The sequence below is a fragment of the Chachezhania antarctica genome (assembly GCF_003646465.1).
Taxonomy (GTDB): Bacteria; Pseudomonadota; Alphaproteobacteria; order Rhodobacterales; family Rhodobacteraceae; genus Chachezhania; species Chachezhania antarctica.
Map to the genome: position 1 here is coordinate 76526 of NZ_QZEX01000003.1, position 25829 is coordinate 102354.

At 65.0% G+C, this 25829-nt stretch carries 26 protein-coding genes; 12 read left to right on the forward strand and 14 right to left on the reverse strand.

Going from position 1 to position 25829, the window contains the following annotated elements; all coding sequences use genetic code 11:
• Window positions 1-10: 10 nt before the first annotated feature.
• On the reverse strand, window positions 11-1159 hold the full coding sequence (locus D4754_RS07525; protein ID WP_240453796.1) for an acyl-CoA dehydrogenase family protein: 1149 nt from the start codon (window positions 1157-1159) through the stop codon (window positions 11-13).
• A 335-nt stretch (window positions 1160-1494) separates the two neighbouring features.
• On the opposite strand from D4754_RS07525, the gene D4754_RS07530 reads away from it, so the two are divergent.
• Window positions 1495-1683 (forward strand): hypothetical protein, encoded by a 189-nt coding sequence (locus D4754_RS07530; protein ID WP_121062398.1) that lies wholly within the window; start codon window positions 1495-1497, stop codon window positions 1681-1683.
• Entirely contained in the window at window positions 1677-2072 is a 396-nt protein-coding gene (locus D4754_RS23915) for a TetR-type transcription factor C-terminal domain-containing protein (RefSeq protein ID WP_163025827.1), read from the forward strand. The genes D4754_RS07530 and D4754_RS23915 overlap by 7 nt, the downstream gene beginning before the upstream one ends.
• Before the next feature lie 72 nt (window positions 2073-2144).
• On the opposite strand, the gene D4754_RS07535 is transcribed toward D4754_RS23915, so the two are convergent.
• Both D4754_RS07535 and D4754_RS07540 read right to left on the reverse strand, forming a co-directional pair.
• Window positions 2145-3287: an iron-containing alcohol dehydrogenase family protein gene (locus D4754_RS07535; RefSeq protein ID WP_121062400.1), complete on the reverse strand. Its 1143-nt coding sequence runs from the start codon at window positions 3285-3287 to the stop codon at window positions 2145-2147.
• 484 nt (window positions 3288-3771) lie between these two features.
• Window positions 3772-4773 carry an alpha/beta fold hydrolase gene (locus D4754_RS07540; RefSeq protein WP_121062402.1) on the reverse strand — a complete coding sequence of 334 codons (1002 nt, stop codon included), beginning with the start codon at window positions 4771-4773 and terminating at the stop codon, window positions 3772-3774.
• Between the two features lie 155 nt (window positions 4774-4928).
• Between D4754_RS07540 and D4754_RS07545 the strand changes: the two genes are divergently transcribed.
• Together D4754_RS07545 and D4754_RS07550 are read left to right on the forward strand one after the other, a co-directional pair.
• On the forward strand, window positions 4929-5717 hold the full coding sequence (locus D4754_RS07545) for an amidohydrolase family protein (RefSeq protein ID WP_121062403.1): 789 nt from the start codon (window positions 4929-4931) through the stop codon (window positions 5715-5717).
• 89 nt (window positions 5718-5806) lie between these two features.
• A complete protein-coding gene (locus D4754_RS07550) occupies window positions 5807-6628 on the forward strand; it encodes a helix-turn-helix domain-containing protein (RefSeq protein WP_205589593.1) in 822 nt (273 codons plus the stop codon).
• A gap of 2 nt (window positions 6629-6630) precedes the next feature.
• On the opposite strand, the gene D4754_RS07555 is transcribed toward D4754_RS07550, so the two are convergent.
• From D4754_RS07555 to D4754_RS07570, 4 genes are all read right to left on the reverse strand, one after another.
• Window positions 6631-8145, reverse strand: coding sequence for a tripartite tricarboxylate transporter permease (locus D4754_RS07555; RefSeq protein WP_121062406.1), 1515 nt, complete (start codon window positions 8143-8145; stop codon window positions 6631-6633).
• A gap of 18 nt (window positions 8146-8163) precedes the next feature.
• The gene (locus D4754_RS07560) at window positions 8164-8586 is read right to left on the reverse strand and encodes a tripartite tricarboxylate transporter TctB family protein (RefSeq protein WP_121062408.1); all 423 of its coding nucleotides are present in this window, start codon (window positions 8584-8586) and stop codon (window positions 8164-8166) included.
• A gap of 13 nt (window positions 8587-8599) precedes the next feature.
• Window positions 8600-9556 carry a tripartite tricarboxylate transporter substrate binding protein gene (locus D4754_RS07565; RefSeq protein WP_205589594.1) on the reverse strand — a complete coding sequence of 319 codons (957 nt, stop codon included), beginning with the start codon at window positions 9554-9556 and terminating at the stop codon, window positions 8600-8602.
• Window positions 9557-9716: 160 nt separating this feature from the next.
• Complete coding sequence (locus D4754_RS07570; protein ID WP_205589595.1) at window positions 9717-10607, reverse strand: MBL fold metallo-hydrolase; 891 nt, start codon at window positions 10605-10607, stop codon at window positions 9717-9719.
• Window positions 10608-10801: 194 nt separating this feature from the next.
• On the opposite strand from D4754_RS07570, the gene D4754_RS07575 reads away from it, so the two are divergent.
• The gene (locus tag D4754_RS07575; RefSeq protein WP_121062411.1) at window positions 10802-11998 is read left to right on the forward strand and encodes an MFS transporter; all 1197 of its coding nucleotides are present in this window, start codon (window positions 10802-10804) and stop codon (window positions 11996-11998) included.
• 18 nt (window positions 11999-12016) lie between these two features.
• Here the strand turns inward: D4754_RS07575 and D4754_RS07580 are convergent, their stop codons facing one another.
• Window positions 12017-12418, reverse strand: coding sequence for a lipocalin-like domain-containing protein (locus tag D4754_RS07580; RefSeq protein ID WP_121062413.1), 402 nt, complete (start codon window positions 12416-12418; stop codon window positions 12017-12019).
• Window positions 12418-14352, reverse strand: a complete 1935-nt coding sequence (locus D4754_RS07585; protein WP_121062415.1) for a flavin-containing monooxygenase — start codon at window positions 14350-14352, stop codon at window positions 12418-12420. The genes D4754_RS07580 and D4754_RS07585 overlap by 1 nt, the downstream gene beginning before the upstream one ends.
• A 299-nt stretch (window positions 14353-14651) precedes the next feature.
• Here D4754_RS07585 and D4754_RS07590 point away from each other — a divergent pair, with 299 nt between their 5' ends.
• Window positions 14652-15464 carry an amidohydrolase family protein gene (locus tag D4754_RS07590; RefSeq protein ID WP_121062416.1) on the forward strand — a complete coding sequence of 271 codons (813 nt, stop codon included), beginning with the start codon at window positions 14652-14654 and terminating at the stop codon, window positions 15462-15464.
• A gap of 10 nt (window positions 15465-15474) precedes the next feature.
• Here the strand turns inward: D4754_RS07590 and D4754_RS07595 are convergent, their stop codons facing one another.
• Window positions 15475-16392, reverse strand: coding sequence for a cupin domain-containing protein (locus D4754_RS07595; protein WP_121062418.1), 918 nt, complete (start codon window positions 16390-16392; stop codon window positions 15475-15477).
• Window positions 16393-16405: 13 nt separating this feature from the next.
• Window positions 16406-17194 (reverse strand): HpcH/HpaI aldolase family protein, encoded by a 789-nt coding sequence (locus D4754_RS07600; protein WP_121062420.1) that lies wholly within the window; start codon window positions 17192-17194, stop codon window positions 16406-16408.
• A 181-nt stretch (window positions 17195-17375) separates the two neighbouring features.
• Here D4754_RS07600 and D4754_RS07605 point away from each other — a divergent pair, with 181 nt between their 5' ends.
• From D4754_RS07605 to D4754_RS07625, 5 genes are read left to right on the forward strand one after another with little or no spacing between them, the layout of a single operon-like run.
• Window positions 17376-18119 carry an SDR family NAD(P)-dependent oxidoreductase gene (locus tag D4754_RS07605; RefSeq protein ID WP_121062691.1) on the forward strand — a complete coding sequence of 248 codons (744 nt, stop codon included), beginning with the start codon at window positions 17376-17378 and terminating at the stop codon, window positions 18117-18119.
• Window positions 18116-19507 (forward strand): MmgE/PrpD family protein, encoded by a 1392-nt coding sequence (locus D4754_RS07610; protein WP_205589596.1) that lies wholly within the window; start codon window positions 18116-18118, stop codon window positions 19505-19507. The genes D4754_RS07605 and D4754_RS07610 overlap by 4 nt, the downstream gene beginning before the upstream one ends.
• The gene (locus D4754_RS07615) at window positions 19497-19883 is read left to right on the forward strand and encodes a carboxymuconolactone decarboxylase family protein (protein WP_121062692.1); all 387 of its coding nucleotides are present in this window, start codon (window positions 19497-19499) and stop codon (window positions 19881-19883) included. Before D4754_RS07610 ends, D4754_RS07615 begins: the two co-directional genes overlap by 11 nt.
• A 4-nt stretch (window positions 19884-19887) precedes the next feature.
• Window positions 19888-20694 (forward strand): N-acyl homoserine lactonase family protein, encoded by an 807-nt coding sequence (locus tag D4754_RS07620; RefSeq protein WP_205589597.1) that lies wholly within the window; start codon window positions 19888-19890, stop codon window positions 20692-20694.
• Entirely contained in the window at window positions 20691-21593 is a 903-nt protein-coding gene (locus tag D4754_RS07625) for an NAD(P)-dependent oxidoreductase (RefSeq protein WP_476727330.1), read from the forward strand. Before D4754_RS07620 ends, D4754_RS07625 begins: the two co-directional genes overlap by 4 nt.
• Before the next feature lie 40 nt (window positions 21594-21633).
• Here the strand turns inward: D4754_RS07625 and D4754_RS07630 are convergent, their stop codons facing one another.
• Window positions 21634-22092 carry a nuclear transport factor 2 family protein gene (locus D4754_RS07630; protein WP_121062426.1) on the reverse strand — a complete coding sequence of 153 codons (459 nt, stop codon included), beginning with the start codon at window positions 22090-22092 and terminating at the stop codon, window positions 21634-21636.
• 216 nt (window positions 22093-22308) lie between these two features.
• On the opposite strand from D4754_RS07630, the gene D4754_RS07635 reads away from it, so the two are divergent.
• Window positions 22309-23232 carry an alpha/beta hydrolase gene (locus tag D4754_RS07635; protein WP_163025829.1) on the forward strand — a complete coding sequence of 308 codons (924 nt, stop codon included), beginning with the start codon at window positions 22309-22311 and terminating at the stop codon, window positions 23230-23232.
• 103 nt (window positions 23233-23335) lie between these two features.
• Here the strand turns inward: D4754_RS07635 and D4754_RS07640 are convergent, their stop codons facing one another.
• Window positions 23336-24103: a hypothetical protein gene (locus tag D4754_RS07640; RefSeq protein ID WP_121062427.1), complete on the reverse strand. Its 768-nt coding sequence runs from the start codon at window positions 24101-24103 to the stop codon at window positions 23336-23338.
• Window positions 24096-25823 (reverse strand): thiamine pyrophosphate-binding protein, encoded by a 1728-nt coding sequence (locus tag D4754_RS07645; protein ID WP_121062428.1) that lies wholly within the window; start codon window positions 25821-25823, stop codon window positions 24096-24098. The genes D4754_RS07640 and D4754_RS07645 overlap by 8 nt, the downstream gene beginning before the upstream one ends.
• Window positions 25824-25829: the final 6 nt, after the last annotated feature.

Consider the following 25829-nt stretch of genomic DNA (forward strand, 5'->3'; position numbering starts at 1 on the left):
TGGCGTCTCTTCAGGTAATGGCGTTCAGGCCGAGGATCTCGCGACCCGCGATGAGTGTCTGGATCTCCGAGGTCCCCTCCGGGATCATCCCGCCGCGGGTGTCGCGGAAGATGCGTTCGATCGGGTAATCCGTCGCGTAGCCCAGCCCGCCATGGACCTGCAGCGCCATGTCGGCGACCTCGAAGGCGGCCTGGGTGGCGTAGAGCTTGGCGATGGAACAATCCTCGCGCGCCTCCTCGCCGGCATCGAGTCGGGCCGCGGCGGTATAGGCCAGGGCGCGAGCGGCCTTCACCCGGATGGTCATGTCGACGATGTGCTTCTGTATCAGTTGGAAGGACCCGATGGGCTTGCCGAACTGCTTGCGGGTCTTGGCATAGTCTACCGAGAGATCGAGCGCCGCCTGCGCCTGCCCGACCGCGCCCATGGCGATGTTCACCCGCGCAGTGTTGAGCCCCGCCAGCGTACCCGAAAGCGCGGTGCCTTCGTCCCCGATGCGGTTTTCGACCGGGATCGTGACGTTGTCGAACTCCAGCTCCGACGTGCCGGTCGGGCGCAGGGTCATCTTCGACACCCGTTTCGCCGAGAAGCCCGGCGTGTCCTTCTCGACCACGAAGGCCGACAGGTCCCCGTCGCAATCGGCGCTGTAGGTCCGCGCCACGACAAGGCAGATGTCGGCGTTGATGCCGTTGGTGATCCAGAGCTTCCGCCCGTTGATCACGTAATTGCCGTCCTTGAGGTCCGCCCGCGTTTCGATCCCGCGCATGTTAGACCCGACATTGGGCTCGCTCAGCCCGGTACAGGTGCGGATTTCGTTGTTCAGAAGCGGCTTGAGCCAGCGGTCCTTCTGTTCCGGCGTGCCGCAACGGCTGAGCTTCTGGATCGTGCCGTTGGTGATGTTGACGATGGTGCGCAGCGAGCCCCAGCAATAGCCGGCGCTTTCCATCAACATGCCCCAGGTCGTGTAGGACAGGTTGAAACCGCCGTCGGCCTCGGGGATCCGCCCGCCGAGGTAGCCGAAGTCTTTCAGCCCATCGAGGATCTCGAAGGGGAAGGTGCAGTCAGCCTCGTGCATGGTGATAAGCGGCGTGACGTTTGCCGCCAGCCAGCGATCCACGTTTTCCTTCAGCATCCGCTGTTCGTCGTCGAGCAGGACCGTCACTGGTCTGCTCTCCACGACAAGACTGCGTGAGGCTGACGCGCGGACAACCGTTCCATTTGGCCGCGGAGCCCCGCGCGACCGCATCCACAGGTGTGGTTCATGGTCATTTTTCCTCCCTGCCCATGCACGAAACCCGACAAGGCGCCTCGGACGCCAGCCCACCTGCCGGCGGGCCAGCGGCGTGGTCACTGACTTCCTACTCAAGGGGTCATAAATTTACTCTTCAGTCAATAGATGAATTTTTAGGACTATTAATTGTCTAATGAGAATATTTCAGGCTAATGGCAAAACCATCAATCCCACCGGACAGGACCGCGCCCAGGGAGAAAGACCGAATGCCGATTTGGAACGGGGCTGTGTCAAGCTGGGCAGAAGTCCGCGAACTCTACCGCCGGTTCATGTGCCCGCTGACGGAGGAGCACGGCGCCTACACGACCATGTCAGCCATCCGCGCACTGCCGGAAGACGCCCAGCGTGAACTGCTGGACCGAAGGGGCAGCTGGACCGGTATTCGCGTATGCTGATCGATCGAGCGATGGCAGAAGGTGAAATTCGGCCGGTGAATGCGCGCGTCACCTCGTACCTCGTCCTCGGCGCCATGAACTGGATACTGCGATGGCACACCGAGGATGAAGGCATGTCACCCGAAGACATTGCCGATCATTTCCTCGATCTTTTCCTGAATGGCATGGTCGAGACCCAAACAGCATGCCCCACGTCGGACAACCAGGAAAGCCCAAAGCTTGGCCCGCCGTGCAGCCTGGCAGACGAGATTCCGGCACGTGCATCTGGCGACACCCTGTTTGTTTCCACGCAGAAGGGAGCCGGGTCAGGTGTGGGGTCGCCCGGCCGAATTCCGCCAACTTTCCCACCACCGCACAGGGAACGCTCTGCACCGCCACGCAGTGGTTGATCAGCGGCGCCACATTGGCCGCCAGTCATTCATCCACGTTTTCCTTCAGCCCCCGCCGTTCGGGGCAACCATTCAGATCATCGTTTCGTAAAGTTTCGTGATGTTCTCCGCCGGCATCTCCCGCCCGTTGCGCTGCGTCGCCTGCGACAGCAGCGCCATTTCCGTCAGCCGGGGGATGTCGCCTTGGGTAATCCCGTAATCGCCCAGCCGCGCCGGACACCCGGTCAGCGCCGCAAGCCCGGTGGCAGCGTCGAAGATCGCCTCCACAGGGTTGCCATCCAGCCCCAACCGTTTCGAAATCTCCGCATAGCGCTTGGCCTGCGTTTCGAAGTTGTACCGCAGCACGTACGGCAACAGCGTGCCAAGCACCTGCCCATGCACCGCCGGTATAAGGCTTTCCACCGGGGTACAAAGCCCGTGGATGCCATCGACCCCCTTCTGCCCGATGCAGACTCCGCCGAGGTAACTGGCCTGCATGAGACCAGAGCGCGCCTCCAGATCGTCGCCGTGATCAACCGCCACCGGCAAATGCTCCAGCGCCAGCCGTATCGCCGCCAGCGCCAGTTCATCGGCCACCGGATTGATCGAGGTGTTTGTATACGCGCCAATCGCATGACAGAACGCGTCGAAACCGGTAGCCGCCGTCATCCCTGGCGGCAGGCTCAGCGTCAGTTCCGGATCCATGATCACCGTGCGGGGCTGCAGCAGCGCCCCCCGGATCACAAACTTTCGCTCCGGGCTTTTCAGCACCGCACCAAGGCTCGATTCCGACCCGGTGCCGCTTGTGGTGGGGATGGCGTAGAACGGCGGCAGCGGCCGGTCGCTGCGGTCCACGTTCTGTCCGAAACAGGCGATTGCTTCCTTGCCAGTCAGGATCTCGGCCATCGCGCCTTTGGCGGTGTCGATGCTCGACCCGCCGCCAAGGGCAATCAGCGCGTCGAACCCACCCGTTTCCCAGATCTCGCGCGTGGCGCGCACGTTCGCTGTGGTGGGGTTCGGACTGACCTGATCATAGCTGTCGAAGGCCACGCCTCCCGCCTGCAAGGCCGCCTCGACCCGCGCCAGCACGCCCGCCTCGCGCAAGCCCGGGTCGGTAACGATCAGCGCACGCGTCTGCCCCCGTCCGGCCAAAAGCGTGCCCAGCCCGTCAACCCGGCCCGCGCCGAACAGCGCATCGCCCGGCCAATTCAGCTCAAAACGCCCAACCGGTGTCATATCAACTCCTGCCGGACGTCACCCCAAGAGGCCCGCCGCACATGAAATGCAAAGCTAGCCCTGCGGCCGACGGCCTCAACTGGATAATCCATGGCTTTCCCCGCCTTCCAGCACCATCACGGACCAAATCTGCACGCGGGACAAAGCCCCGACCGGCCGTCAGTACCCGCGGCCAAAAGGCCAGCAAACCAAAGGGAACATTATTCTACTCGTGCGTCAATAACTCTAGGCAAGATAGACACGCGGGACAACCTGCGAACGACCATCACCAGACCAGAGGACGGAACGGTTCATCTTCAGCCGACGGGTCTGTTTCTTGAACGCCTTCGGTCGCCGCATACTTCAGAAGCCCGTCATGGCCCAAGTGAACTCCACCACCCACCGGTTCAACGTCGTGTGATCGACCATAAGGCCGCATTCCGCCGGGATTTCTCGCGGTTCGCGGTACAAGGCTGCATGGCGAACGTCGAGTTGTTGAACATTCTCAGGGTCGGAGAAACGCGTCCAGTGCCCTCAATAAATCATCGCGCCCCCGCTCGGGCCGATCGAGTAACACGTAGTGAGTGGTGTCGGGGCGGTTCCAGAAAACGACGGATTCAGCGTTGGACATGTCCCCCATGAATGCCTCCATGTCCTCGACCCTGCAAAGCCCGTCGTACTCGCCGCGGGCGATCATCACGTTGCAGTAGACCTGGCTTGCGCTGAACAGGGGCTCGGTGCGCGCGCCCATGATAAACAGATCTTCCAGCATTCCGTTCGGGCTGCGGTATTGCGGCGGATCGCGCGTTGCGGCCAGCGGATCGCCGTCGATAAGGGCCTGACGAAAAGCTTCGAGCATCGCCGGATCACGCCACGCGGACTTGTCCCTGATAGGGATCTGCCGGTCCCAATGGACATCCAGAAGCTCGAGCCCGTTCCAGGCGTAATTCCCCCAAGCCGCCTTGTTGAAATGGCCAGAATTTTCCGGATCGTCCCATGCGGATCCAGGCCCAAACTGGGCATGTGTTCCGGCCCCGCCATAGATCATCATGTAGCCGATGATGTGGCTCACCTTCTCGGGCCAGAGCGCTGCATACATCGCGGCGATGGTGCCACCGACACCCCAGCCGAAGATCGCGGCGCGGGACTGGCCCGTCGACGCCAGCAGGTGATCGACGGCCGCATCCACATCGCGGGTGATCTCGATGGAGCGGGCGAGGGACTTTGCGCCGGGCAGCGGCGGCGCGTCCATCTCGGGTGGACGTTCCGACCGGCCGAAACCGCGCGCGTCGACAATATAGCAAACGTGGCCCTTGGCGGCGAGATCGGCAGCAAGCGAACCGTTCTCGACCGGCAGATCGAATTCGCTCAGCCCCGGAATGCGGGTGCCATGCATCAGCACCATGGGAACGCGGTCCGGCACACCATCGCTGCGCACTTCGCGGATCGCGATGCGAACCCCATCGACGGTTTCGACGAAGAAATCTGAGCGCTGGATGTCGGTCATCGGGAAGCCTTGTGGATGGTGCGATACTGCAAGGCTAGCGGCGGCTTGTCTTCCCGGTTCGCGGCGTTCCCGTGAATTTCACATGGTGAAACGTCCCGTTGCCAAGCCCGCTGGTCTCTTTCAGCCGGTGATAGACAGCAGCGGAGGAGCAAAAGATGCTGATCGACACGCATTTGCATATCTTCACAGCTGCCACGCCTCTTGGCGACGATCGCTGGGATCATCGCGCCAGGCCCGCGCCGGCAAAGGATGCGCTGGCAGAGTTCCAGGTCCATGGTGTGAGCAAAGGCATACTGGCGACCGCCGGCACGTACCGGTTTCACCGGGAGGACTTTACCCAGGCGCTGGCGGCGCATGCAAATCTGGGCGCCACCACCAACCTGCCATGGGATGTGCCCGAGGCCGAATTGCGGCGACTAGGGGCCTTGGGGTTTCTGGGCATCAGGCTCCATTGGCGACCGCTGGACATGACGCCCGATCCGGACGACGCTGAGCAGCAGCGGCTCTTTCGCCTGTGCGCAAAACTGGGCTGGCATGTTCATGTGATCGACCGGCCCGCGCGGCTGGGCCGCACGATCCGCGCCATAGAACGGGCGGGAGCATGTGTCGTCGTTGACCACATGGGGTTCATCGACACGCCGGATGGCACTGCGCATCCCTGCTTTCAGGCCCTGTTGCGCGCGGTGGACCGGGGAAGGTGCTGGGTGACACTGTCGGGCTGGTTTCGCTTCAATGCCTGCGATCCCGATGCACAGGCCCGTGCGCTGGTCGACGCGGGAGGCTGGGACCGGGTGATGTGGGCCAGCGACTGGCCCTTCGTCGGACATCGCGGTCGGGTCAGCTACGGCGATGCCGTGGCAGCCCTGCACAGGCAGGTGCCCGAGCCAGACCTGCGCGCCCGGATCGGCGGCGAGACGGCCGAACGCTTCTACTTTTCCCGGTAGCCTTGCGCCGCCGGAGGATTGACGGCGGCATGAAATGTCGCAACCATTTCCTGGGGAGGAATACTCATGACACAGCAAAGGAACATCGCGTGACGTCCTATCAGCCGGTAAATTCGGTGCTGAGGACTCTCGAGATCCTGAAAGTGCTGAATCGGCAATCGGTGACATCGGTCAGCCAGCTTCACAAGCTGACCGGGCTGCCCAAACCCACGATCGTCCGGCTTCTGGAAACGCTGATCGCAGCCAATTATGTCGGCCGCGACGAAAACGGCAGCGGGTATCGCGTGACCTCGACGGTGGCCGAGCTGAGCTGCGGGTTTCATGGCGCGCCCGTCGTGGTCGAGGCCGGGCGGCCCTGGCTGCAGAAATTAACGCGGGATCTCAAGTGGCCGGCGGCCATCGCGGTGCCCGACGGCAGTTCGGTCGTGGTCTACGACACGACCTGCAGCGACAGCCCGATGTCGCCGTATCACGCCAATATCCGCAAGCGGCTGGGCCTGATCTCGATGCCGCTGGGCCGGGCCTACCTGGCCTTTTCGGCGCCCGAGGAACAGCGGTTGACGATGCGCCTTCTGGAAACATCGGACCATCCGGACAAGCACCTGATGAACGCCCCCGGGCTGATCGAGCAGCTGCTGAATACCAGTCGCAGCGACAAGTTCGCGGAACGGGTCGGGGGCGAGGCCAATCTCGTGTCTTCGGGCGTGGCGGTGCCGATCTACAACGAGGGTTTCGACAAGGTCCTCGCGACGATCGGCATCACGTACTACACCAGCGCCGTCCGCCGGAAAGAGGTCGTGCGCACCTACGTGCCTCATCTGCAGGCCGCAGCCACCGGCATTCGCGAGACCATCATCCGCCTGACGGGCGGAATGCAGACGGAACCGGTGACCGAGGCGCTGGCGCTTTGACCTCAGGCCCCGGCGACGCCGGGGTCCTTTTTCTTCCACGGACCAAGGAAGTAGACCGCACAGACCGACGCCAACAAGAGCACGATGGCGATAGGATGCTGTAGCAGTTCCATCGGGTCCCCATCGGACAGCAGGATGGTCTGGTTGATCGACCGTTCAAGCTGTGGCGTCAGCACGAAGGCGACGATGAAAGCGATGGTCGAAAACCCGGTGAGCCGCATGATGTAGCCCACTACGGCCGAGCCCAGCATGATCACCAGCCCGAACACCCCGCCGCCGGCGAAATACATACCGGTGACGCACAGGAGCAACGCACCGGAGTAGACCACCCGCGCCGGTGCGGACACGACCATGGACCAGAAACGCATGCCGAACTGACCCACCAACAGATTGGCAAAATTGGCCACCAGCATCGCCCCGAAAAGGCCGTAGATCAGCTGCCCCTGACGTTCGAACAGCAGCGGGCCCGGCTGAACACCGTGGATGATGAAGGCGCTGACAAGCAGCGCCGCCGCGATATTGCCCGGGATGCCCAGCGTCAGCAGCGGGATCAGGTTCGCCCCGACCACGGCGCTGTTGGCCGCCTCGGATGCAGCTATGCCGCGCGGATCACCGGTGCCGAAGCTTTCGGGATCCTTGGCGGCCTGCTTGGAGATCGAATAGCTGAGGAACCCCGCCGTGGTGGATCCCAGCCCGGGGATCGCCCCGATGACTGTTCCGATGGCAAAGGCTCGCAGTGCCACGAAGCGGTTCGCCCAGACCTCCTTGAACGTCACCGACTGCTCGCCCGGCTCGAAGCTCTGCGCGCGGTCCAGGTTGCTGCCGCGCGGGGCCGTGGCGAATTCGGAGAAACGCAGGAAGATCTCGGTCACAGCCAGCATCCCCACGGCCATCGCCGCCAAGGGCATCCCATCCAGCAACTCGATATAGCCGAAGGTGAAGCGTGCCGACCCCAGCGCCGGGTCGATCCCGACGGAGGCAAGCAGGAACCCCAGCGCCACCGACATCAGCCCCTTGATCAGAGACGCGCCGACCAGACCCGAGATTACGGTGAAGGCGAGGATCATCAGCGCCGTGATCTCGATTGGCCCCATCTTTAACGCGACGGCGGCAAGCGGAACGGAAACGGTGATCAGGACGATATCGCTCGAGATGTCGCCGAAGACCGAATAGTACAGCGAGTATTTCATCGCCTTCCCGCCCTGCCCCTTCTTGGCCATCGGATACCCGTCAAGCGCGGTGGCCGCGGATTCAGGTGTGCCGGGCGTGTTCAGCAGGATCGAGGGCACGGCCCCGCCCACCGTGCCGCCCTTGTTGATGGAGATCAGGAAGCTGATCGCGGTGAGCGTATCGAGCGAGTAGGTCAGCGGAATGGCAATGGCGAGCGCCATCAGAATGCTGAGACCGGGGATCGCGCCCACGATCTGGCCCAGCATCACGCCAAGCAGGATGTAGATCAGGTTCGTCAGCGTAAAGGCGTCGCCGATGCCCGCGATGATGGTTGTTAGGTCGAGCATTGTGTTGTCTTTCGGGCCCTAGGGCAGTCCGCGTTGCAGGACGAATTCGAACAGCGCCCAGACGCAAAGCGGCAGGCCAAGGGCGATCCCCGCGATCCAGGGCCACCGCCGCTCGCCCGAGACCAGCGCAAGCGCGGCAAGCAGCGGTATCATGACGGTGAGATAGCCGAAGCGTTCAAGTCCCAGAACGGCCAGAAGCGTCAGGCCGACGACGCCGAGAAACACGCCGAACTGGCGTATGCCCGGGAATTCGAAGCTGTCGCGCCCCAAGCCCAGTTGGATCGCGCCCAGAACGATGAACATCCATGCGCCGATCTGTGGAAACAGCGCCGGGTAGGGCATCATCCCGCTGACCATCCGGACATTTGCCGGTATTCCGTAAAGCAGGAGGAATGCGCCAAACGCTATGGCCATTCCCCCGATGATGCGATCCAGTGCCATGGTCGTGCCGAACTCAGTTGCCGCGCTTCGCGAACGCGTCCTGGTATTCGGCCGCCTGTTTCTTGATGAATTCCAGCGTTTTGTCCTTGCCCAGATTGGCCGGCACGGCGTCGAGGTTTTCCATCAGCGTATTGTAGGCATCGGATTCGATGGCCTCGGCGAATACCGTTTCCAGACAAGACTGGATAGCAGGATCGACACCCTTGGGCAGTACGACAAGCACATAGGCCCCGGCGGTCACGTTCACGCCGCTTTCGAACGTGGTCTTGGTGTCGGGCGCATACGAAACCCGCTCTTCGACCAGTGTCGAAAGCTGCTTCATTTTCCCTGCCTCGATTTGCTGGATATGTTGCGAGCCCTGGATCGTGGCATCGACATGACCACCAAGCGCACTTTGCAGCGCGTCCGAGGCACCGTTACCGGGGATCGGCACAAGGTTGACGCCGTAGTGCTCTCCGATCCGTTCGACCGCGATCTCCAGCGCCATTGCCGAGGTGGAGATGGTGGCCTTGCCCTTCTCGCGGGCGTATTCGATGAATTCTTCCAGCGTGTCGTAGGGGGCATCTTCCAGCGCGACCAGACCGAAGGTCACCGACATGGCCGTCGCCGGGTAGTCGAAGCTTTCCCAGGTGAAGGGCATGCCCTGGTTGGCATAAGGATCCAGCGTCACAGTATTGGTGGAGCCCACGCCGACCGTCAGCCCGTCGGGTTTTGCGCCCAGCAGGCCGGTCATCATGACACCGCCGCCCGCGCCGGGCTTGTTGCTGACCGGCACCGTCCAGCCCTGGCTTTCCTCGATCTCGGCGGCGAGCGTGCGTGCGATGGCGTCGGTGCCCCCGCCCGCGGCATAGGCCACGACGAATTCCACAGGACCCGAGGGGTAGCCCTCGGGGCACTCCTGCGCGCTGGCCGCCGATGCCGCCAGAAGGGCCCCGGCCATTGCAAGCGGCGGTCCAAATATCTGTTTCATGTGCATTGCTTTCCTCCCAAAGAAAGTCGTCATGACGCTCTGTCCGAGCTGCCCGGCCATGTCCCGGCCATGGACATCAGCCTATCCGCGGGTCTTTTTCGAACCACTTCATTAGGGTGGTGTTTCATGACATGAAATGCAGCCGACCGCCAAGACGGCCTCACGATGCCTCCTCATCCAGGAAGCTGTAGGCATAGCCTGCGCCGTCCTGCGAAACGTAGCCCGCTGTCGGGCCGGGGAAGTGCGTGGGCAGCAGAAGCGTACGGTCCTGCGCCGCCGCGGCCAGCAGCGTACGCCGCGACTCCGTGGCCATGACCGGATCCCAGCAGTAGCGGGTCGACCAGTCCGGCTCCCGGCATTGCAACGGATGATGGATCAGATCGCCAAGCGCCACCGCTTCCAGTGCGCCCGAACGGATGCGCACACAATAGTGCCCCGGAGAATGCCCGGGTGACGGCTCGATCCGCACATGATCGTCGATTTCATGCGCGCCGTCGATCAGCCTGGCCTGCCCGGCCTCCATGATCGGCAGGCAATTGATCTGCCAGACCCCGTCGCGCTGAAGCGGCGGGACATCACCCGTTTCGGCCACATTCTTCCAGTACGCGTACTCGGTTGCGCTGAAGATGTACGTGGCATTCGGGAAGGTCGGGACCCAGGCACCGTTCTCCAACCGCGTGTTCCAGCCGGTGTGATCGATATGCAGATGGGTGCAGAGCACCACGTCGATCTCATCGACGGAAAACCCCAGCGCGTGGAACCTGTCCAGCCAGGGCCGTGTCGGCCAGACCACCGCGTCGGTGAACTTGTGCTCGCCGTTACAGGTGTCGATCAGGATCGTGCGCCGCGGCGTGCGGACAACGAAACTCTGGAACGCCATCACGATCTGGCCCGTTTCGGGAACGTAAAGGAAGGGCTCCATCGTCTCGTAATGCCGGGCCGCCGCCTCCCGTGTCGCGCCGATGAAGAACGTCTCGGGCGTCTTGCCGGGGCGGACCGTCTCGGGAATAGCCGAAATGGTCACATCGCCAAGGCGGATGTCTTGCATCATGGGGCAGCTCCTCGTTCTTTCCGACCTCCGCGAACCCGGCCACCTATCACGGGCGCCATTCCCGGCGGCGTAGCGCCAGAGCGCCGTTTCGCCCGGTGAAATGCCACGGCTTTGCTCTGCTCTCTTTACGGACGCGGCGTCACGCTCTCCCGGATCCGACCTCATCGGTGAGCCTGAGGCAACCCTGCACCCGAATGACCCTGCATCAGAACGCGCTGCGCTACCCCGATTTCCGCATCTACATTGCCGGCAAGATCTTCGGCCTGCATGCGCTGTGGATGCAGCGTATGTCGCTGGGCTGGATCGCCTGGCAGCTTACGGAATCGGCCAGTTTCGTGGGGCTGGTGTCCTTTGCCAATTTCGCGCCCACGCTGATCACCGGTCCGTTCTTCGGCGTCTGGATCGACAGGGTGCGCGTTCACCTGGCCGCCGTGGCAACACAGTCCGCGATGTTGGTTCTGACGCTTCTGCTGCTGATCCTGATCAATGCCGGGATATTGGGGACCGCGTCGCTGCTGCTGATTTCGCTGGCGCTCGGCGTCGTCGCCTCGGCTCACCACCCCGTACGGATGTCGTTGGCACCCCGGTTGGTGGACCGGGCGGCCATCGGCTCGGTCATCTCGACGGTCGCGATCCTCTTCAACCTCGCCCGCATGTCCGGCCCTGCACTGGGGGGCTGGCTGATCAGTCAATGGGGGATTTCCGGCTGCCTTGGCGTTCAGGTGGTGCTGTATGTGCCCTTCATCCTCGCGCTCGCCACGTTGACCCCACGCGAAAACGCCGCCACCGAGGAAACGCATGAGCCTCTGTTCGCTGCCATGCGCACGGGGCTGCGCCATGTCGCCGGCGTGCCGCTGATCCGCAATGCGCTGCTGGTGACAGGGCTTCTGGCCTTCGTCGTTCGGGGCGTGATGGAGGTGCTGCCGGTGCTGGCAGACGGTGTCTTCGAAAGAGGACCGACGGGGCTTGGCATGTTGCTGTCCAGTGCTGGTTTCGGCGCCTTGCTTGCGGGCATCGCCAAGACAGTCCTTCCCGGCGAGGCACCGGAAATGTTTCCGCGAAAAGCCATCTTGTCGGCGCTGGTCGGGATGGCCGCGGTCCCGTTCGTCGGGCTTAACGGGGTGTGGACCGTCGCGCTGGTTCTCGTTGGCCTGCTTGGGTTCTGCGTGACGCTGTCGGCCATCTCGCTGCAGACCGCCGTCCAACTGGACCTGAGCGACAACCTGCGCGGCCGGGTCATGAGCATCTGGACAATGACGGCCATCGGCATGTCCGCGGCGGGAGCGGCAGTTCTTGGGATCTCGTTCGACCTGATCGGCTTCACGCCAACACTGGTCACTTCCGGCGCTGCCGGTTTCATCGCGCTGGCCATGGTCGCCCGCCGGGTCTGAGCCCGGCAGGCCGACGCCTCAGGCGATCTTTTCCCAGGTCAGATCGCGGTAGTTCATCACGCCGTCGATCTCGACCGGGGGCGCTGTCAGCGTTACGCGGTTGCCCTCCAGCTTGGCCGGACGGGTCTGGAGCGACCCCACCCGCTCCAGCGGCAGCGATCCGTCGACCTGCGTGCGCAACGTCTGCCCGTCGAAGGTGAAGCGCCCAGTATAGGAGCTGTATTCGCGCGGGCCGTCTTCGGGCACGTCGTCCCGCCCGTCGCTGATCACCACCATCATGCGGTGATCGTCGTTGAAGGTGATCAGCCCCATCTTCTTCGGCCCGTAGGAAGACCGCAGCAGGTTCCCCGCCGCGTCGGTGTTCTTGATATCGACCAGCTTCCAGACGCCGATCAGCAGGTCGGCTCGGTCCTCTTGCATCAGGCTGTCTCCTCAGCGGGGATGAAGGTAAAGGCTTGCAGATCCGGGCGCCGGGTCAGGTCCCAGTATTCCACCAGTCGCCAGGGCGTGTTCGTCGTGATCCGCCCGTCCTTGTTCTTGTACCAGTTGGTGAGCGTCGGGGCCGACCACACCATCCGCTCCAGCCGTTCGTCGATGGTCCGGTTGTATTGGTCATGGGCCGACGGGCGGCAATCCATGGCCGCGTCGCCACGTTCCAGCAGCAGTTCCAGGCAGCGCAGGATGTAATTCACCTGGCATTCGGCCTGGAAGATGATGCTGCCGCCATGGGCCAGGTTGGTGTTGGGCCCATAGGTGACGAAGAAGTTCGGGAAGCCCGGCACGCAGACGCCCAGATATGCGCGCGGATCGTCGTCGCCCCAGGTCTCTCGCAGGGTCCGCCCGCCCTGTCCGACGACCTCCATCGGGTAGATCATCCGGCTGGCGTGAAACCCCGTGGCGAAGACGATGGCCTCTGTCGGATGGCGTCGGCCCGCCGTGTCGATGATCGCGTCGGGCTCGATCCGTTCGATCCCGTCAGTCACAAGGTCCACGTCGTCGCGCTTCAGCATACTATACCAGCCGTTGTCCCGCAGCGAACGTTTGCCGAAGGGCGGATAGTCGGGCCGCGCTTTTGCATACAGGTCCGGACGGTCGCCGATTTCACCGTCGAGATACGCTATCCATATCTTGCGGATCTCTTCGTTCAGTGCCGAAACCGAAGGCGCGTCAGGGTCCGAGATCCAGCCCGGCTCCATCATCAACGCGTCATGCACCCCGTCCCCGTAGGCCCAGAACAGCAGGAACCGGAACCATTGCGCGTAATGCGGAACGTCGCGCAGCGCCCATTTGACACCGTCGGGCACCAGCGTTTCGTAATTGTGGCGCGGCAGCACCCAGGGGGCAGACCGCTGGAAGACGGTGAAGTGATCGGCGATCCGGGCCAGCGGAGGACCGGCCTGCAACCCGCTGGCCCCCGTGCCGATCATCGCGACCTTCTTGCCGGTGAAGTCATATCCGTTGTCCCAGCGCGCGGTGTGCATCACCCGGCCCGCAAATGTGTCGAGCCCCGGCAGGGACGGAATGGCCGGCTGGTTCAGCTGCCCGACCGAGCAGATCACCGCATCGGCACGGGCTGTTCGGGTCCCGTCGGCCGTGCGGATAACGGCCTCCCACTGGCGGGCACCTTCGTCGTAACGAACCGTCTCGACCTCCTCGCCGAAGCGAATGTGCGGCATGACCCCGAACCGTTCCGCACAGTCGCGCAGATAGCCTTTCAGTTCCCCCTGCTTGACGTAGTAGCGCGACCAGTCGTCGTTCAGCGCGAACGAGAAGCTGTACAGGTGGTTCGCGGAATCCACGCCGCAATCGGGATAGGTGTTTTCGTGCCAGACGCCGCCGACATCTGAATTGCGCTCGATCACCTCGTAGGTGATCCCGGCCTGCCGCAGCTTGATCCCGGCGCAGAGCCCCGAGGCGCCGGCCCCGATGACCAGCACACGAAATGCATCGGCCCGTGCACGGGTCTGCGGATCGGCGGCGGCCAGCGGAACCGGCTCCTTGCGGAAGCCCAGATCGTCGAGCAACATCGGCACGTACTGGTCCGACACGTGCTCGCGGCAGAACCCGTCTAGCATCCGGTGCAGGCCGGCCTCACCGGTGACCACGGCGGCAGGTTTGGGGGTTTCCGCCAGAAGCGCGGCGAGGCGCTGCCGGATCTCGGCGGCCTGCGCGTCGGTAACCTTATGCCGGAATACGCCCGGTTTGGAGAGGTTCGGCGCCACCCTGTCCAGCAGATCCATGTCGCCGGTGAACTGCACCAGCACCATCAGCAGAACCGAGATGTCGCATTCGGCAAGCCGGGTTTCGATCTCCTGTCGGCCGGAAGGTGCGACGAAGGCGTTTGCGTGTGTCATGGAGGTCCTGTCGCTGCTGCGGGATATGTCTTGGCGCGGCCGAGGCTACCGAAGGCAGGCGGGATCGAAACCGCCCGCGACGGCGTGTTTCACACCCTGAAACGCGCACCCCAGTCACTGGAAAGCCACCCCGCGCGCAGGTCAGGTGCGCGGAAGTTGCAGCGAATACGAGAGAGCACATGGGATTGAGCCAAGCCGGTCTGGCCGACACGTTTTTGCGCGGGGTGTCCCCGATACCGGGATGCGCGCCCGACCTGGCTGCGATGGCCGATCAGGCCCGGTTCCGGAGGATCTGAGGATTGGTACAGTCCCCCCTGCCCCGCCCGCTCGTCGATACCCATTTCCATATCTACACCCGCGACATGCCGCTTGCGGCCACGGCCTGGCATCACCCGCAGGAGGACGCGTCGCTTGAACTCTGTCTGGAAACGCTCGACAGACACGGCGTCGCCCTGGGCGTGATCTCGGCCGCAAGCCTTTACGGCACCTACAGCGATTACGTGCTTCAGGCCTTGAAACGTCACCGACGCCTGCGGGGCACGCTGATGCCGGACCTGGGCTGGGACATCACCCAGATGGAGGCCTATGACGCAGCCGGGTTCCGGGGGGTGCGCTTTCTCTGGCGCCCGCGCGACGAACGCCCGGACATCACCAGCGAGCCCTACCGCCGCCTTCTGCGCCGCTGCGCAGACCTGGGCTGGCATGTCCACCTGACGGAAAGGGCACACCGGATGGACGACACGATCCGCGCCATCGAAAACGCCGGCGTCAGGCTGGTTCTTGATCACATGGCGCTGGTCGACACGGAAACGGGGGTGAACGACCCGGGCTTCCGTGCAGCGCTCGACGCGATTGAACGGGGGAACACCTGGGTCAAGCTTTCGGCGGGTTTCCGGTTCGTCCAGCCGGGCCTCGCGGATGCGGTTGCCCGGGAACTTGTCGCCGCGGCCGGCTGGGAGCGGCTGTTCTGGGGCAGCGACTGGCCATTCGCCGGATACGAGCAGGCCGTCAGCTATGAAAGCACCCTGCAGGATCTCGCCCGCTGGGTGACGGACCCGGCCATGCAGGCGGCGGTGGGCGCCCACACGCCGGTGCGGTTCTTTTTCAGCTGACGCGCGCCGTCTATTCCCCGCCCTGTTCCCGGCCAGGCGCCGGATAATCGTCGGCGTTCAGCACCCATCCCGGTTGCCGCGAGAAATCCGCCCGTGGCGGGCAAAAGATATCGACCAGCATGTTGGTCCCCCGGCCGGTGGCCTCGGATGTGTGCAGCGCGCCGGCCGGGATCACCGTCAGCGATGGGGCTCCGCAACGGGCATGTTCATCCTCGCGCCAGACGTTTGCGTCGGTCCCCCATGGCCAGCGCATGTGGTGCAGGTATTCCCCGTCAAGGCAGAGCGACCCCTGCTGGAACGTCTCGTGCTTGTGGGGTGACATCTGGCTCCGGTCGCGCGGGCCGCTGCGGGGGTAGATGTAATTCACCATGAACGTCGTCGACCGGAAGATCCGGCCGAAGCGTCCCTCTTTCTGCGGGACATCCAGCGCGTAGGCGCGCACCGTCTGGCCGTCGGGCGGCGCGGGCCAGTCTTCCAGCGGCGGGACATTGCGATCCTCCACGTAGTCGGGATGCAGTTCGGTACAGCGCGCGACCAGATCCGTGGCACGGGTGGTGAAAAGCCGGATCGCGGTGCCGCCATCGGGCAGGGTGACGGAACTGTCGCCCGCCGGGATGAAGACCAGCGAATGGCCGGCAATCCTGACAGTCGTTCCGTTCCATGCAACCGTCGCACGGGTGTCGGCATCGGGAAGCAGCAGGACATATTCGTCGGGCTGGTCCGTACGGTGAAGCGTCGCCCCTGGCCGGGCCTGCGCGAAGAGAAGCAGAAAGTTCTGCCCACGCGAATACCAGACCCGTGCGCCGTCCTCGGCCACCGCCGAGGCGATGTCGGTGAAATCATAGTGCTGCGCCGGCGCGACCGGGTGACTCCCGCCCTTGTCCTCCGTGCCGGCCAGCTTCGAACGGGGATCGTTGCTTACGTACATTGGTATCTTGTCCTCAGGAGTTTGAAGTTGTGTCGCGGCAGGTCTGCAGGGCGCGCGTGGCAGCGGCCCGCAAGAACCCCTGGTCGCTGCCGGTACAGAAGGCGCGCACGCCCAGACTGGCCAGCCAGCGCTGGTCCTGCGGACCGGTGGCCAGCGCCATGGCCGGTTTGCCTGCCGCGCGGGCGGCGGCCGTAATCCGCTCCGCCGCGGCGACGATACGCGCGTCCGCCGTGCTCGTGACACCGTACGCTACCGACAGGTCTCCGCGTCCGATGAAGACGGCATCGACCCCCGGTGTCGCAATAATCTCCGCTGCACACTCCACGCCCTCTGGATCCTCGATCATCGGGATGCACAGCACGGTGGCGTCCTGCCGGTCGATATGGTCGGCGTTGGCGACGGCCCCGTAATCGCCCGCCCGCGCCGATTTCCCGAAGCCCCGGCGCCCCCCGCGGTAGCGGCAGGCAGCGGCCATTTCGGCGGCTTTGGCAGGGCTGTCGACATGGGGGATCATCACCCCGGCCGCACCCGCATCGAGCTGCCCGAGAATGCTGAAGGCCGACGGATCGCCCACCCGGACGATGGGCGCAACGCCGCGGTACCGGGCGGCAAGGATCATCACGTCGATGGTTTCACGGTTCAGCGGTGCGTGCTCCTCGTCGATCACGATGAAATCGAAACCGATGCTGCCAAGGATCTCCGGCACGGCTGGTCCCGGTGTCTTCACGAAGGTACCGATCAGCACCTCGGGGCCCTTCAGCCGCGATCCAAAATCCTCACCCGCTCTGTCCGGCGTCGCCATCCACGCGTCCTTTCCCGTCTGGGTCGTCCCAGTCAGACCCGCACCGCCCGTCCGGGTCACGACGGGCCTGCGCCGGTTTCAGAGGGTGAAATGCGGATCGGAAGATTTCGACAGATCCCACCGCAAACCCGATCACGGCAGCAACAGCCAGCACGGCGGAAAGCGGGAGCGGATCAGCAAGATGGATGATTTCAAGGGCAGGCGGGTCTTCGTGACGGGGGCCGCCGGCGGCATCGGCAAGGAGATCGCCGCAAGTTTCGCGGAACGTGGCGCGGCTGTCGGCATAGCGGACATCAATGGCGGGCTTCTGGCGGAAACCGCGGCCGAGATCCCCGGGGCCACCGCCTATGAAGCGGATGTGGCCGACCGGTCAGCCATGTTCCGGGCGGTCGACAACTTCGCCGAAGCCGGCGGGCTCGACGTGATGGTCAACAATGCCGTCTACTTCTACTACGCACCGCTGGTCGACATGCCCGAGGCAGAGGTCGACAAGATGCTCGACATCGGGATCAAGGGCAGCTTCTGGGGCAGCCAGGCGGCGACGCCCCATATCGCGGCGCGGGGCGGCGGGCTGATCCTCAACATGTCGTCGGTCGCGGTGTCCTTCGCGATCAAGAATGCCGCGGTCTATACCTCGATCAAGGGCGCGATGGATGCCTTCACGCGGCAGCAGGCGATTGAGCTGGCACCGCAGGGCATCCGGGTGAACGCCCTGGCCCCCGGGACAGTGGTAACCCCGGGCACACAGGCGCTGCTGGACGACGCCGGCTGGCAGGCGCGCAGCGCGATGATGCCGATGCAGCGCATGGTTACGGGCCGCGAGATCGCCGAGGGCGCGCTCTACCTCGCCTCCGACGGCGCAAAGGGCGTGACCGGGATCACGCTGAAGATCGACGGGGGCTTTACCATCGTGGGCCCGCGGTGAGCAGCTCCGCAACACTCGTACAGGCGATGGCGGCCGAGGCGCTGGCGCTGGGGCGGCAGGACTGGACAGGGCCAGTGCTGGAGAAGGCACAACTGTGCCTTTCCGACGCCTTTTCCGGCGCGTTCGAAGCTGCGCCCCTTGCCCATTCGCAGCAGGCGGCGTCAATCGCCGAACCCGGTGAATCCGCACTGATCGCCACTGGCCGCGGGGCGAGCCACGGCGACGCGGCCTTCGCCAACGCCGTCGCCGCGCACGGATTGGTGCGCGAGGACATGCACACCGGATCGGTGGCGCATTTCGGCGTCGTCGTGTGGCCCGCACTCCTTGCAGCTTCGGCGCTGCGTTCGGGGCCGGTGACGGGCCACGCGTTCCTGACCGCCGGCGCCATCGCCTACGAGGTCGGCGCACGCACCGGCAAGGCCCTGATGACACCCCAGCTGGCCCGCATGTTCCGCCCCACCGGGCTCTGCGGTCCGTTGGCCGCGGCCACGGGGGCGGGACTGTTGCTGGGTCTCGATGAACAGGCGTTGGCCTCGGCCATGGCCTTTGCAATCAACACCGCCGCCGGTCTGAACGAATGGCCGCATGCGGGCGGCGCCGACATGTTCTTCCATGCGGGCTTTGCCGCGCAGAACGGTCTGCGCGCGGCCCGGCTGGCGCAGGCGGGGGCGTTTGGCTCTCCCTCCGTGCTGGAAGGTGCGGCCGGGCTCTTTCGCGCCATCGGCCGCACCGAGGCGCCCGCGTCGATCCCGCTGGCTAAAGCCCCGGACGAATTCGAGATCCTGTCGGTCTTTCACAAGGCGGTTCCCGCCTGCAACTACGCCCAGACACCCGGTCAGGCGGCGCTCGCTGCGCTGGCGAAGTTCCCCGCGGCCCCCGGGAAGATCACTTCGGTCCGCGTAGACACGACCGATGCCGCGCTGGCTTACCCCGGTTGTGCCCGCAGCGGGCCGTTCCGGAACGCATTGCAGGCGAAGATGAGCATCCGGTTCGCCGTGGCCGCCGCCCTGCTGCGCGGCGAAATCTCGGAAGCCTGTTACGCGGATCCGGCCGACCCCGACATAACGGCCCTGATCCCGAAGATCGACCTGGTGGCCGACAGCGGTTTCACTGCCGCCTATCCCGCGCGCCAGGGCGCACGGGTGACGATCCGCAGTGACGAAACGGAAACAACCGCCGAACTGGAAGATGTGCAGGTGGCAGGTCCCGACGAAATTCGGGCCCGGCTGGCCCGCCATGCCACGATCGTTCTGGGCGACCATCGCGCCGCGCAGTTTCTGAGCCTGCTCGATACCGCCGTCACCGCACCCGACATCCGCGACCTGAACGCCCTGTGCCGTCGCGACGACACCCAATCAAGCAAGAGGAGTACCCGCAATGGGACGTGAAACCTACGACAAGGGTCTTGAGATCCGCAAATCCGTGCTGGGCCGCGAATTCGTCGAAAACGCAATCGCCTCGGCCGACGATTTCAACAGTGCGATGCAGGACCTGACGACCGAATATTGCTGGGGCTATGTCTGGGGGCGAGACGCGTTGCCAATGAAAACGCGGTCGATGCTGAACCTGGCGATGATAGCGGCCCTGAACCGTCCGCACGAACTGAAGATGCATGTGAAAGGCGCGCTGCGCAACGGCGTGTCCAGGGACGAGATCCGCGAGATTTTCCTGCAGGTGGCGATCTATGCCGGCGTGCCGGCCGGGGTCGACAGCTTCCGCATCGGCAAGGAAGGCATCGCCGAATACGACGCTGAGCAGGGCTGATCCGGTGAGCGACACCTGGGAAGCCTTTGCAATCGCCTATGCAAGACACGACCGCCCGGCGGCCGAGAACTTTATCGGCGGCGACCCACACAATGGGCCGATGCCGCTGAACTACTACGTCTGGGTGCTGCGCAATGGCGCGCGGACAATCGTCGTGGACACGGGCTTTGACCAGCGCGGTGCGGACCTTCGGGGCCGCACCATCACCCAACCCGTGGCCAAGGGGCTGGCGGCGCTCGGCGTGGAAACTGCAAGCGTCGAAGACGTGATCGTCACGCATATGCACTACGACCACATCGGCAACCACGATCTGCTGCCCAATGCCCGTTTTCACCTGCAGGACTGCGAGATGGCCTTCGCCACCGGTCGCTGCATGTGCCACCCGGGCGTCAACCATTCGTTCGAGATCGAGGACGTCGTGAAGATGGTGCGCCGGGTCCATGGCGGCAAGGTCCGGTTCCACGATGGCGATGCCGAGCTTTTCCCCGGCATCCGTGTGCACCTTGTCGGCGGGCATTCCCGCGGGCTGCAATGCGTGTCGGTGGACACCGCGCGCGGCCCCGTGGTGCTGGCCTCGGACACGGCACACCACTTTGCCCATATCCAGCAGGCGCGGGTCTTCCCGACGGTCGATTCCGTGCCGGGTGTGCTCGAAGGCTATGAAACCCTGAAACGGCTTGGCGGCGGCCTGGACCGGATCGTGCCCGGGCACGATCCGCTTGTCACCGAACTCTACCCCGCCCTGCGCCCGGATACCGAAGGCTGGATCGTCCGGCTGGACAGGTCACCCATGACCGTCCCGGACCTTTGAGGAGAACCCACACGATGACTGACACACTCGGCTTCGTCGGGCTGGGGCGCATGGGCGCCCTGATGTCCGAACGCCTGCTTGGCGCAGGCCTGACCGTCCACGGATGCGACGTCACCCCCGACGCGGTGAAATCGTTCACCGGCCACGGCGGCATCGCGGCGGCGGATGCGGCGGCGGTCGCACGGGAGGCGGAGGTGATCTTCCTCAGCCTGCCGACCCCGGCCATCGTCGGCGAGGTGGCAGCGACCATCGCCGCCGCCGGGGGCAAGGTTCGCACCGTGGTAGATCTTTCCACGACCGGTCCCACCGTCGCCAAGGTCGCCGCCGCCAGTCTGTGCGACGCGGGCATCCACTGGTTCGACTGCCCTGTGTCTGGCGGACTGAAGGGCGCACGTGACGGTACGCTGGCCTGCATGGTCTCGGGGCCATCGGACGAATACGAGGCGGTGAAGGGCCATCTGTCCCATTTCGGCAAGCAGTTCTATGTTGGCGACGGGCCCGGGTTGGCGCAGGTGGCCAAGCTTGCCAACAACCTGTTGGCCGCGGCCGCGATGGTCGTGTCCTCGGAAGCGATGGTGATGGGCGTGAAAGCTGGCATCGCGCCGCAGGTCCTGCTGGATATCTTCAATGCCTCCACGGGCCGCAACAGCGCCACGCAGGACAAGTTCCCGCGCTCGGTCCTGCCCGGCACCTTCGATTTCGGGTTCCACACCGGCCTGTCCTACAAGGACGTGCGCCTGTGCATCGACGAGGCCGAAGCCATGGGCGTGCCGATGATCACGGGCGCCGTGGTGCGTCAGATCCTGGCGGCGACGAACGCGAAGTTCGGACCGCAAAGCGATTTCACCTCGATCGTGAAGATCACCGAGGAATGGGCCGGGGTCGAGGTCCGCAGCTGAGACCCGCGGCCGGGCGCCTGCCGCGCCCGGCCGCCGCCGCCTACCGGCCGCTCAGGTCCGGATTGGTCGTTTCCGCGCCCTTGAACCAGGGCTCGAACCGGCGATGCGTGACACGCCAGCCATCGACTGACCGCACCAGCCTGTCGGTGGTCCGGGTCACGCTTGCCGCGGGCGCGCTTGGCAGCACCGGCACCCCGTCGGCGGCATAGAGAAACAGGAACCAGTGGCAGATCGCCCTGTCCGGTCCGCCGTCGAACGCTGCCTGGAAGTTATGAACCGTATGGATCACGGTACGCGCTCCCCGGTCCTCGCGCCATTGGTAGAAAGCGCGGATCTTTTCCCGGCCGATATAGCTGTGCTTCGAGCCCACGAATTCCGCGTCCTCGGTATAATAGTCCGGGGCGTTGCGGCCCCAGTTGGTGTCCACGTCGTGCCAGTAGTCGATCAGAAGCGCATGAAGATGCTGCGTGAGGGCGAGCCGATCTTTGTCGAACTTCATTGCCGGAGCCTTTCGTTGTGCGTATCCGGCGAGTTAACCCCCCGCGCGCGCCCGCCTGAATTCCGGCGCGTCGCCGTTTCACAGCGAGAAACCGCGCGACTTTGGCGCTGGCCCGGTCCGGCCAGTTCTGTATCATCGGGCGACCGTCCGGCCCGGGACGCACCCGCCAGCCCGACGGCCAATTGTACCGTGCCCCATCACAGGGAATCCCCTGCCATGACCCTTGATCCCGATCTGCTTCAACGCCTGCAGGATCTCGCCGGGGCGCCCCCCATGTACGAACTGCCTCTGGATACCGCCCGCGAAGGGTTTCGAAAACGAAACCTGTTGCTGGACGGTCCGCAGATGCACGCGGTCGAGGATCTGAAGATCGCCTCCGGCCCCCGCGAGGTTCCGCTTCGCCTCTACCGCCCGACCAACGCGTCAGAGCTACCGGTCATCCTGTATCTGCATGGCGGCGGATTCGTGATCGGCGACCTCGACACCCACGACGCGCTGTGCCGGAGCCTGTCTCTTGCCAGCGGTGCGCTGGTCGTTTCGGTCGACTATGCGCTTGCCCCGGAGAATCGGTTCCCCGCCGGTCTGGAGGATTGCATAACCGCATTCCGCTGGGTGCAGGACAACGTCCAATCCATTGGAGCCAACCCCGCAGCCATCACCATCGCGGGCGACAGCGCCGGCGCGAACCTCGCCATCGCGTGCACCCGCCGCCTGCGCGCCGAAGGCGCGTCTTCGCCTTCCGCCCAGCTTCTTGCTTATCCGGTCGCGGCCGCCCCGGATCGCGGCCGTGCCTCGTATCGTGACAGGGGCTCAGGCTGGGGTTTGACGACGGAAACCATGGAGTGGTTCTGGAACCAGTATATCGGCGATCCGTCGCAGTCCGATCATCCCGATGCCGTACCGCTTCTGGCCGGCGACCTGGACCTGTTGCCACGAACATGGCTTCTCACAGCCGAGTTCGATCCTTTGCGAGACGAGGGCATCGAACTCGGCTCTCGGATCGCCGCCGCCGGAGTCGCGCTGACCCATGTACACGAGCCGACCGCCAACCATGGCTTCCTGTCGCAGGGAAACAGCGTTTCGCTTTCCGAGCGCACTCTCCGGAAAGCCGCAGGCTGGCTTGTGGAAGGTTGGGGCTGACTAAAACATCCACGAAACTCCGCGCAACGTCCGTTTGATCGACAACGGCCAGGGCACGGTCTGGCCAACTTGAACCAAAGCAACAGTCTCCCCGCGCCAAGGCCTACAGGGCCAGCGCGATATCGACAAACGCGCGTGCAGGCATGCCGGGCGCCGCCCCCAAATCGGCCGCCAGATCGTTGCAGGCCGAAATCACGCCATCTTCGTAGGTGGAACGGGCGTCGCCGATCCGGGCGCTCATCGCCGCGACGGTCGCTGCGGCAATGCCGCGGTCCTGCAGGGCCGGCAGGCGCGACGTGGCGGCGCCGCCCGCGTCGTTGAACAGCGCAAGAAAGGCATCGGCCTTCAGCGCGTTCGCCGGATCGCCCCCGAAGATCGCGCCGTGCGACCCGGTGACGACGACCTGCCCGGCGTCCGAGGGCCGGACGAGGCTGGCCGAATCCACGAGGATAAGGCGCCGCCCTCCGGGTGCAGGCCCGCGTTCCTCCCGCGCTGCGCCAGAATGTCCGTCAGCGCCGTCCAGCAACCGCACCGCTTCGCCACATTCCATGCCGAGTGAAACACCCGACGCGGCCGCCACCGCGTTGACATGCGAGATCACGCCATGTTCCAGCATCACCGCCGCGTTGCCCATGGGCGCGCTGCGGTGATCCACCGCCGCCGCGGCCACGCCCGCCGTTTCCAGCCAGGCCAGCCCGCCCACGCCCGCGCCTTCCAGCCCGACGCCGGCGTCATGAAACACCACCGCCCGGCAGCCTGAGCGGAAGGCAAGGCAGGCGGCGAAGACGCCGCCATGCGACCCGGTGACGACGATACGTCCCCCGGCCCCTTCAAGTTTGGTGACGCTGTCGGCCAGCAGCGGCTCAGGCAACGCGGTCGCCCTTCTTGACCTTCACGGCCCGGCTGTCGGCCGCGGGCAGCATCTTGCCCGGATCGCGCGTCACCACCACGTCGAGCACGGTGGGCCGCCCCGTTTCGGCCAGCCCCCGGCGGATCGCGTCGCCCAGTGCATCCGGCGTCTCGACCCGGATACCCAGGCAGCCCATCGCCTCGGCCACCACCGCGTAGTTCGTTTCGGCCAGGTCGCTCGACTGGTAGCTGCCTTCACCGTACATCAGGTGCTGAAGCGCCTTGACATAGCCCGAGGCGGCGTTGTTCACGACCATGATCACCGGGGCCAGCTTCATGCGGCGCGCGGTCTCGATCTCACCCAGCACCATGTTGAAGCCGCCATCGCCGGTGATCGCAAACACGGCACGATCCGGCGCTGCAAGGCAGGCGCCGATGGCACCGGGCAGACCGTAGCCGATCGAGGCGAAGCCACGATCCGGCACGAAGCCGCGGCCGGGCCTCTTGCTGTCATAAAGCAGACCGCCCCAATGGGCCGCGAACCCGCCATCGGCGATCAGGATCGCGTCATCGGGCAGGTTCTCGTTCAGTTCGCCGATCATTCGGCCCATTGATACGGGGACTTCCTCGCTGGTCAGGCGGGCGTTGGCCATCTTCCGCCATTCGTCCATCTTGCTCACCACACCGTCGCACCAGTCCTTGCGCGCGCCGGGCACAGCCTTGTCCTCCAGCGCGGCGTGCAGATCGCGGATCCCCTCGCGCGCGTCGCCCCAGAGCGGCAGTTCCGGGGAATAGGTGCGGCCGATTTCCTCGGCCACGCAATCCAGATGGATCACCCGCTTGCCCGGTCCCGGCACCGTGTAGCGCTTGGTGGCGATTTCCCCCAGCTTGCAGCCGACCACAAGCAGGCAATCGCTGTCCGCGATCAGCCCGTTGGCGATCCGGTCGTAACGGCCGAACAACCCGGCGGACAGCGGGCTGGTGCAGGCAATAGCGCCCTTGCCGCTCATTGTGTGCGCGACGGGGATCTGCGCTGCTTCGGCGAAGGCCTGCAGATCCTCGGCCGCTTGCGAGATATGAACACCGCCCCCGGCCAGGATCAGCGGCCGTTCCGCATTGGCCAGCAGTGCCGCGGCTTCGGCAAGGGCCGCCGCGTCTGGCCGACAACGAAGGGCCGGAGCAGCCTCGTACCGGGCATCGCAGAGGAAATCCTCGTCCTCGAAGCCGTACGTTCCGTGCGCCACATCCTCGGGCACGATCAACACGACAGGGCCGGGCCGCCCGGTTGTCGCCACGATGAACGCGCGCCGCAGCAGTTCGGGGATGCGCTGGACGGATTCCACCCGGATCACCTCCTTGGCGGCCGGGCGCAGGATCTCGGTCTGGTGGGCCTCCTGCGTCATGTTCTTCCACGAATGATCGCGGTGGGTATCGCCCACGATCGCCACGATGGGCGACCCGGCGTTCAACGCCTCGACAAGGCCGGTGACAAGGTTCGTGGCCCCCGGCCCCAGCGTCGCGTCGACCAGACCCACCCGGCCCGACACCTTGGCATAGGCATCCGCCGCGAAGGTGCCGCAGCGTTCGTCGTTGATCAGGTGGTGGTTCAGCCCCAGCCGCCGCGCGGCATCGTAGAAGGGCAGCAACTGGAAGCCACCCATGCCGAAGATCGGCCCGGCGTTGTGGGCAATAAGCGCCCGTGCCAGTGCCTCGCCGCCGGTCATCTCGTTCGATTCAGTCATGTCTCA

Bases quoted from the DNA above. Each gene is read 5' to 3' on its own strand.
- D4754_RS07605 (WP_121062691.1), top strand. From the start codon at position 17,376: ATGGATGATTTCAAGGGCAGGCGGGTCTTCGTGACGGGGGCCGCCGGC.
- D4754_RS07555 (WP_121062406.1), bottom strand. From the start codon at position 8,145: ATGCTCGACCTAACAACCATCATCGCGGGCATCGGCGACGCCTTTACG.
- D4754_RS07645 (WP_121062428.1), bottom strand. From the start codon at position 25,823: ATGACTGAATCGAACGAGATGACCGGCGGCGAGGCACTGGCACGGGCG.
- D4754_RS07585 (WP_121062415.1), bottom strand. From the start codon at position 14,352: ATGACACACGCAAACGCCTTCGTCGCACCTTCCGGCCGACAGGAGATC.
- D4754_RS07630 (WP_121062426.1), bottom strand. From the start codon at position 22,092: ATGAAGTTCGACAAAGATCGGCTCGCCCTCACGCAGCATCTTCATGCG.
- D4754_RS07570 (WP_205589595.1), bottom strand. From the start codon at position 10,607: ATGATGCAAGACATCCGCCTTGGCGATGTGACCATTTCGGCTATTCCC.
- D4754_RS07580 (WP_121062413.1), bottom strand. From the start codon at position 12,418: ATGCAAGAGGACCGAGCCGACCTGCTGATCGGCGTCTGGAAGCTGGTC.
- D4754_RS07595 (WP_121062418.1), bottom strand. From the start codon at position 16,392: ATGTACGTAAGCAACGATCCCCGTTCGAAGCTGGCCGGCACGGAGGAC.
- D4754_RS07635 (WP_163025829.1), top strand. From the start codon at position 22,309: ATGACCCTTGATCCCGATCTGCTTCAACGCCTGCAGGATCTCGCCGGG.
- D4754_RS07530 (WP_121062398.1), top strand. From the start codon at position 1,495: ATGCCGATTTGGAACGGGGCTGTGTCAAGCTGGGCAGAAGTCCGCGAA.
- D4754_RS07565 (WP_205589594.1), bottom strand. From the start codon at position 9,556: ATGAAACAGATATTTGGACCGCCGCTTGCAATGGCCGGGGCCCTTCTG.
- D4754_RS07535 (WP_121062400.1), bottom strand. From the start codon at position 3,287: ATGACACCGGTTGGGCGTTTTGAGCTGAATTGGCCGGGCGATGCGCTG.
- D4754_RS07575 (WP_121062411.1), top strand. From the start codon at position 10,802: ATGACCCTGCATCAGAACGCGCTGCGCTACCCCGATTTCCGCATCTAC.
- D4754_RS23915 (WP_163025827.1), top strand. From the start codon at position 1,677: ATGCTGATCGATCGAGCGATGGCAGAAGGTGAAATTCGGCCGGTGAAT.
- D4754_RS07560 (WP_121062408.1), bottom strand. From the start codon at position 8,586: ATGGCACTGGATCGCATCATCGGGGGAATGGCCATAGCGTTTGGCGCA.
- D4754_RS07540 (WP_121062402.1), bottom strand. From the start codon at position 4,773: ATGACCGACATCCAGCGCTCAGATTTCTTCGTCGAAACCGTCGATGGG.
- D4754_RS07600 (WP_121062420.1), bottom strand. From the start codon at position 17,194: ATGGCGACGCCGGACAGAGCGGGTGAGGATTTTGGATCGCGGCTGAAG.
- D4754_RS07615 (WP_121062692.1), top strand. From the start codon at position 19,497: ATGGGACGTGAAACCTACGACAAGGGTCTTGAGATCCGCAAATCCGTG.
- D4754_RS07545 (WP_121062403.1), top strand. From the start codon at position 4,929: ATGCTGATCGACACGCATTTGCATATCTTCACAGCTGCCACGCCTCTT.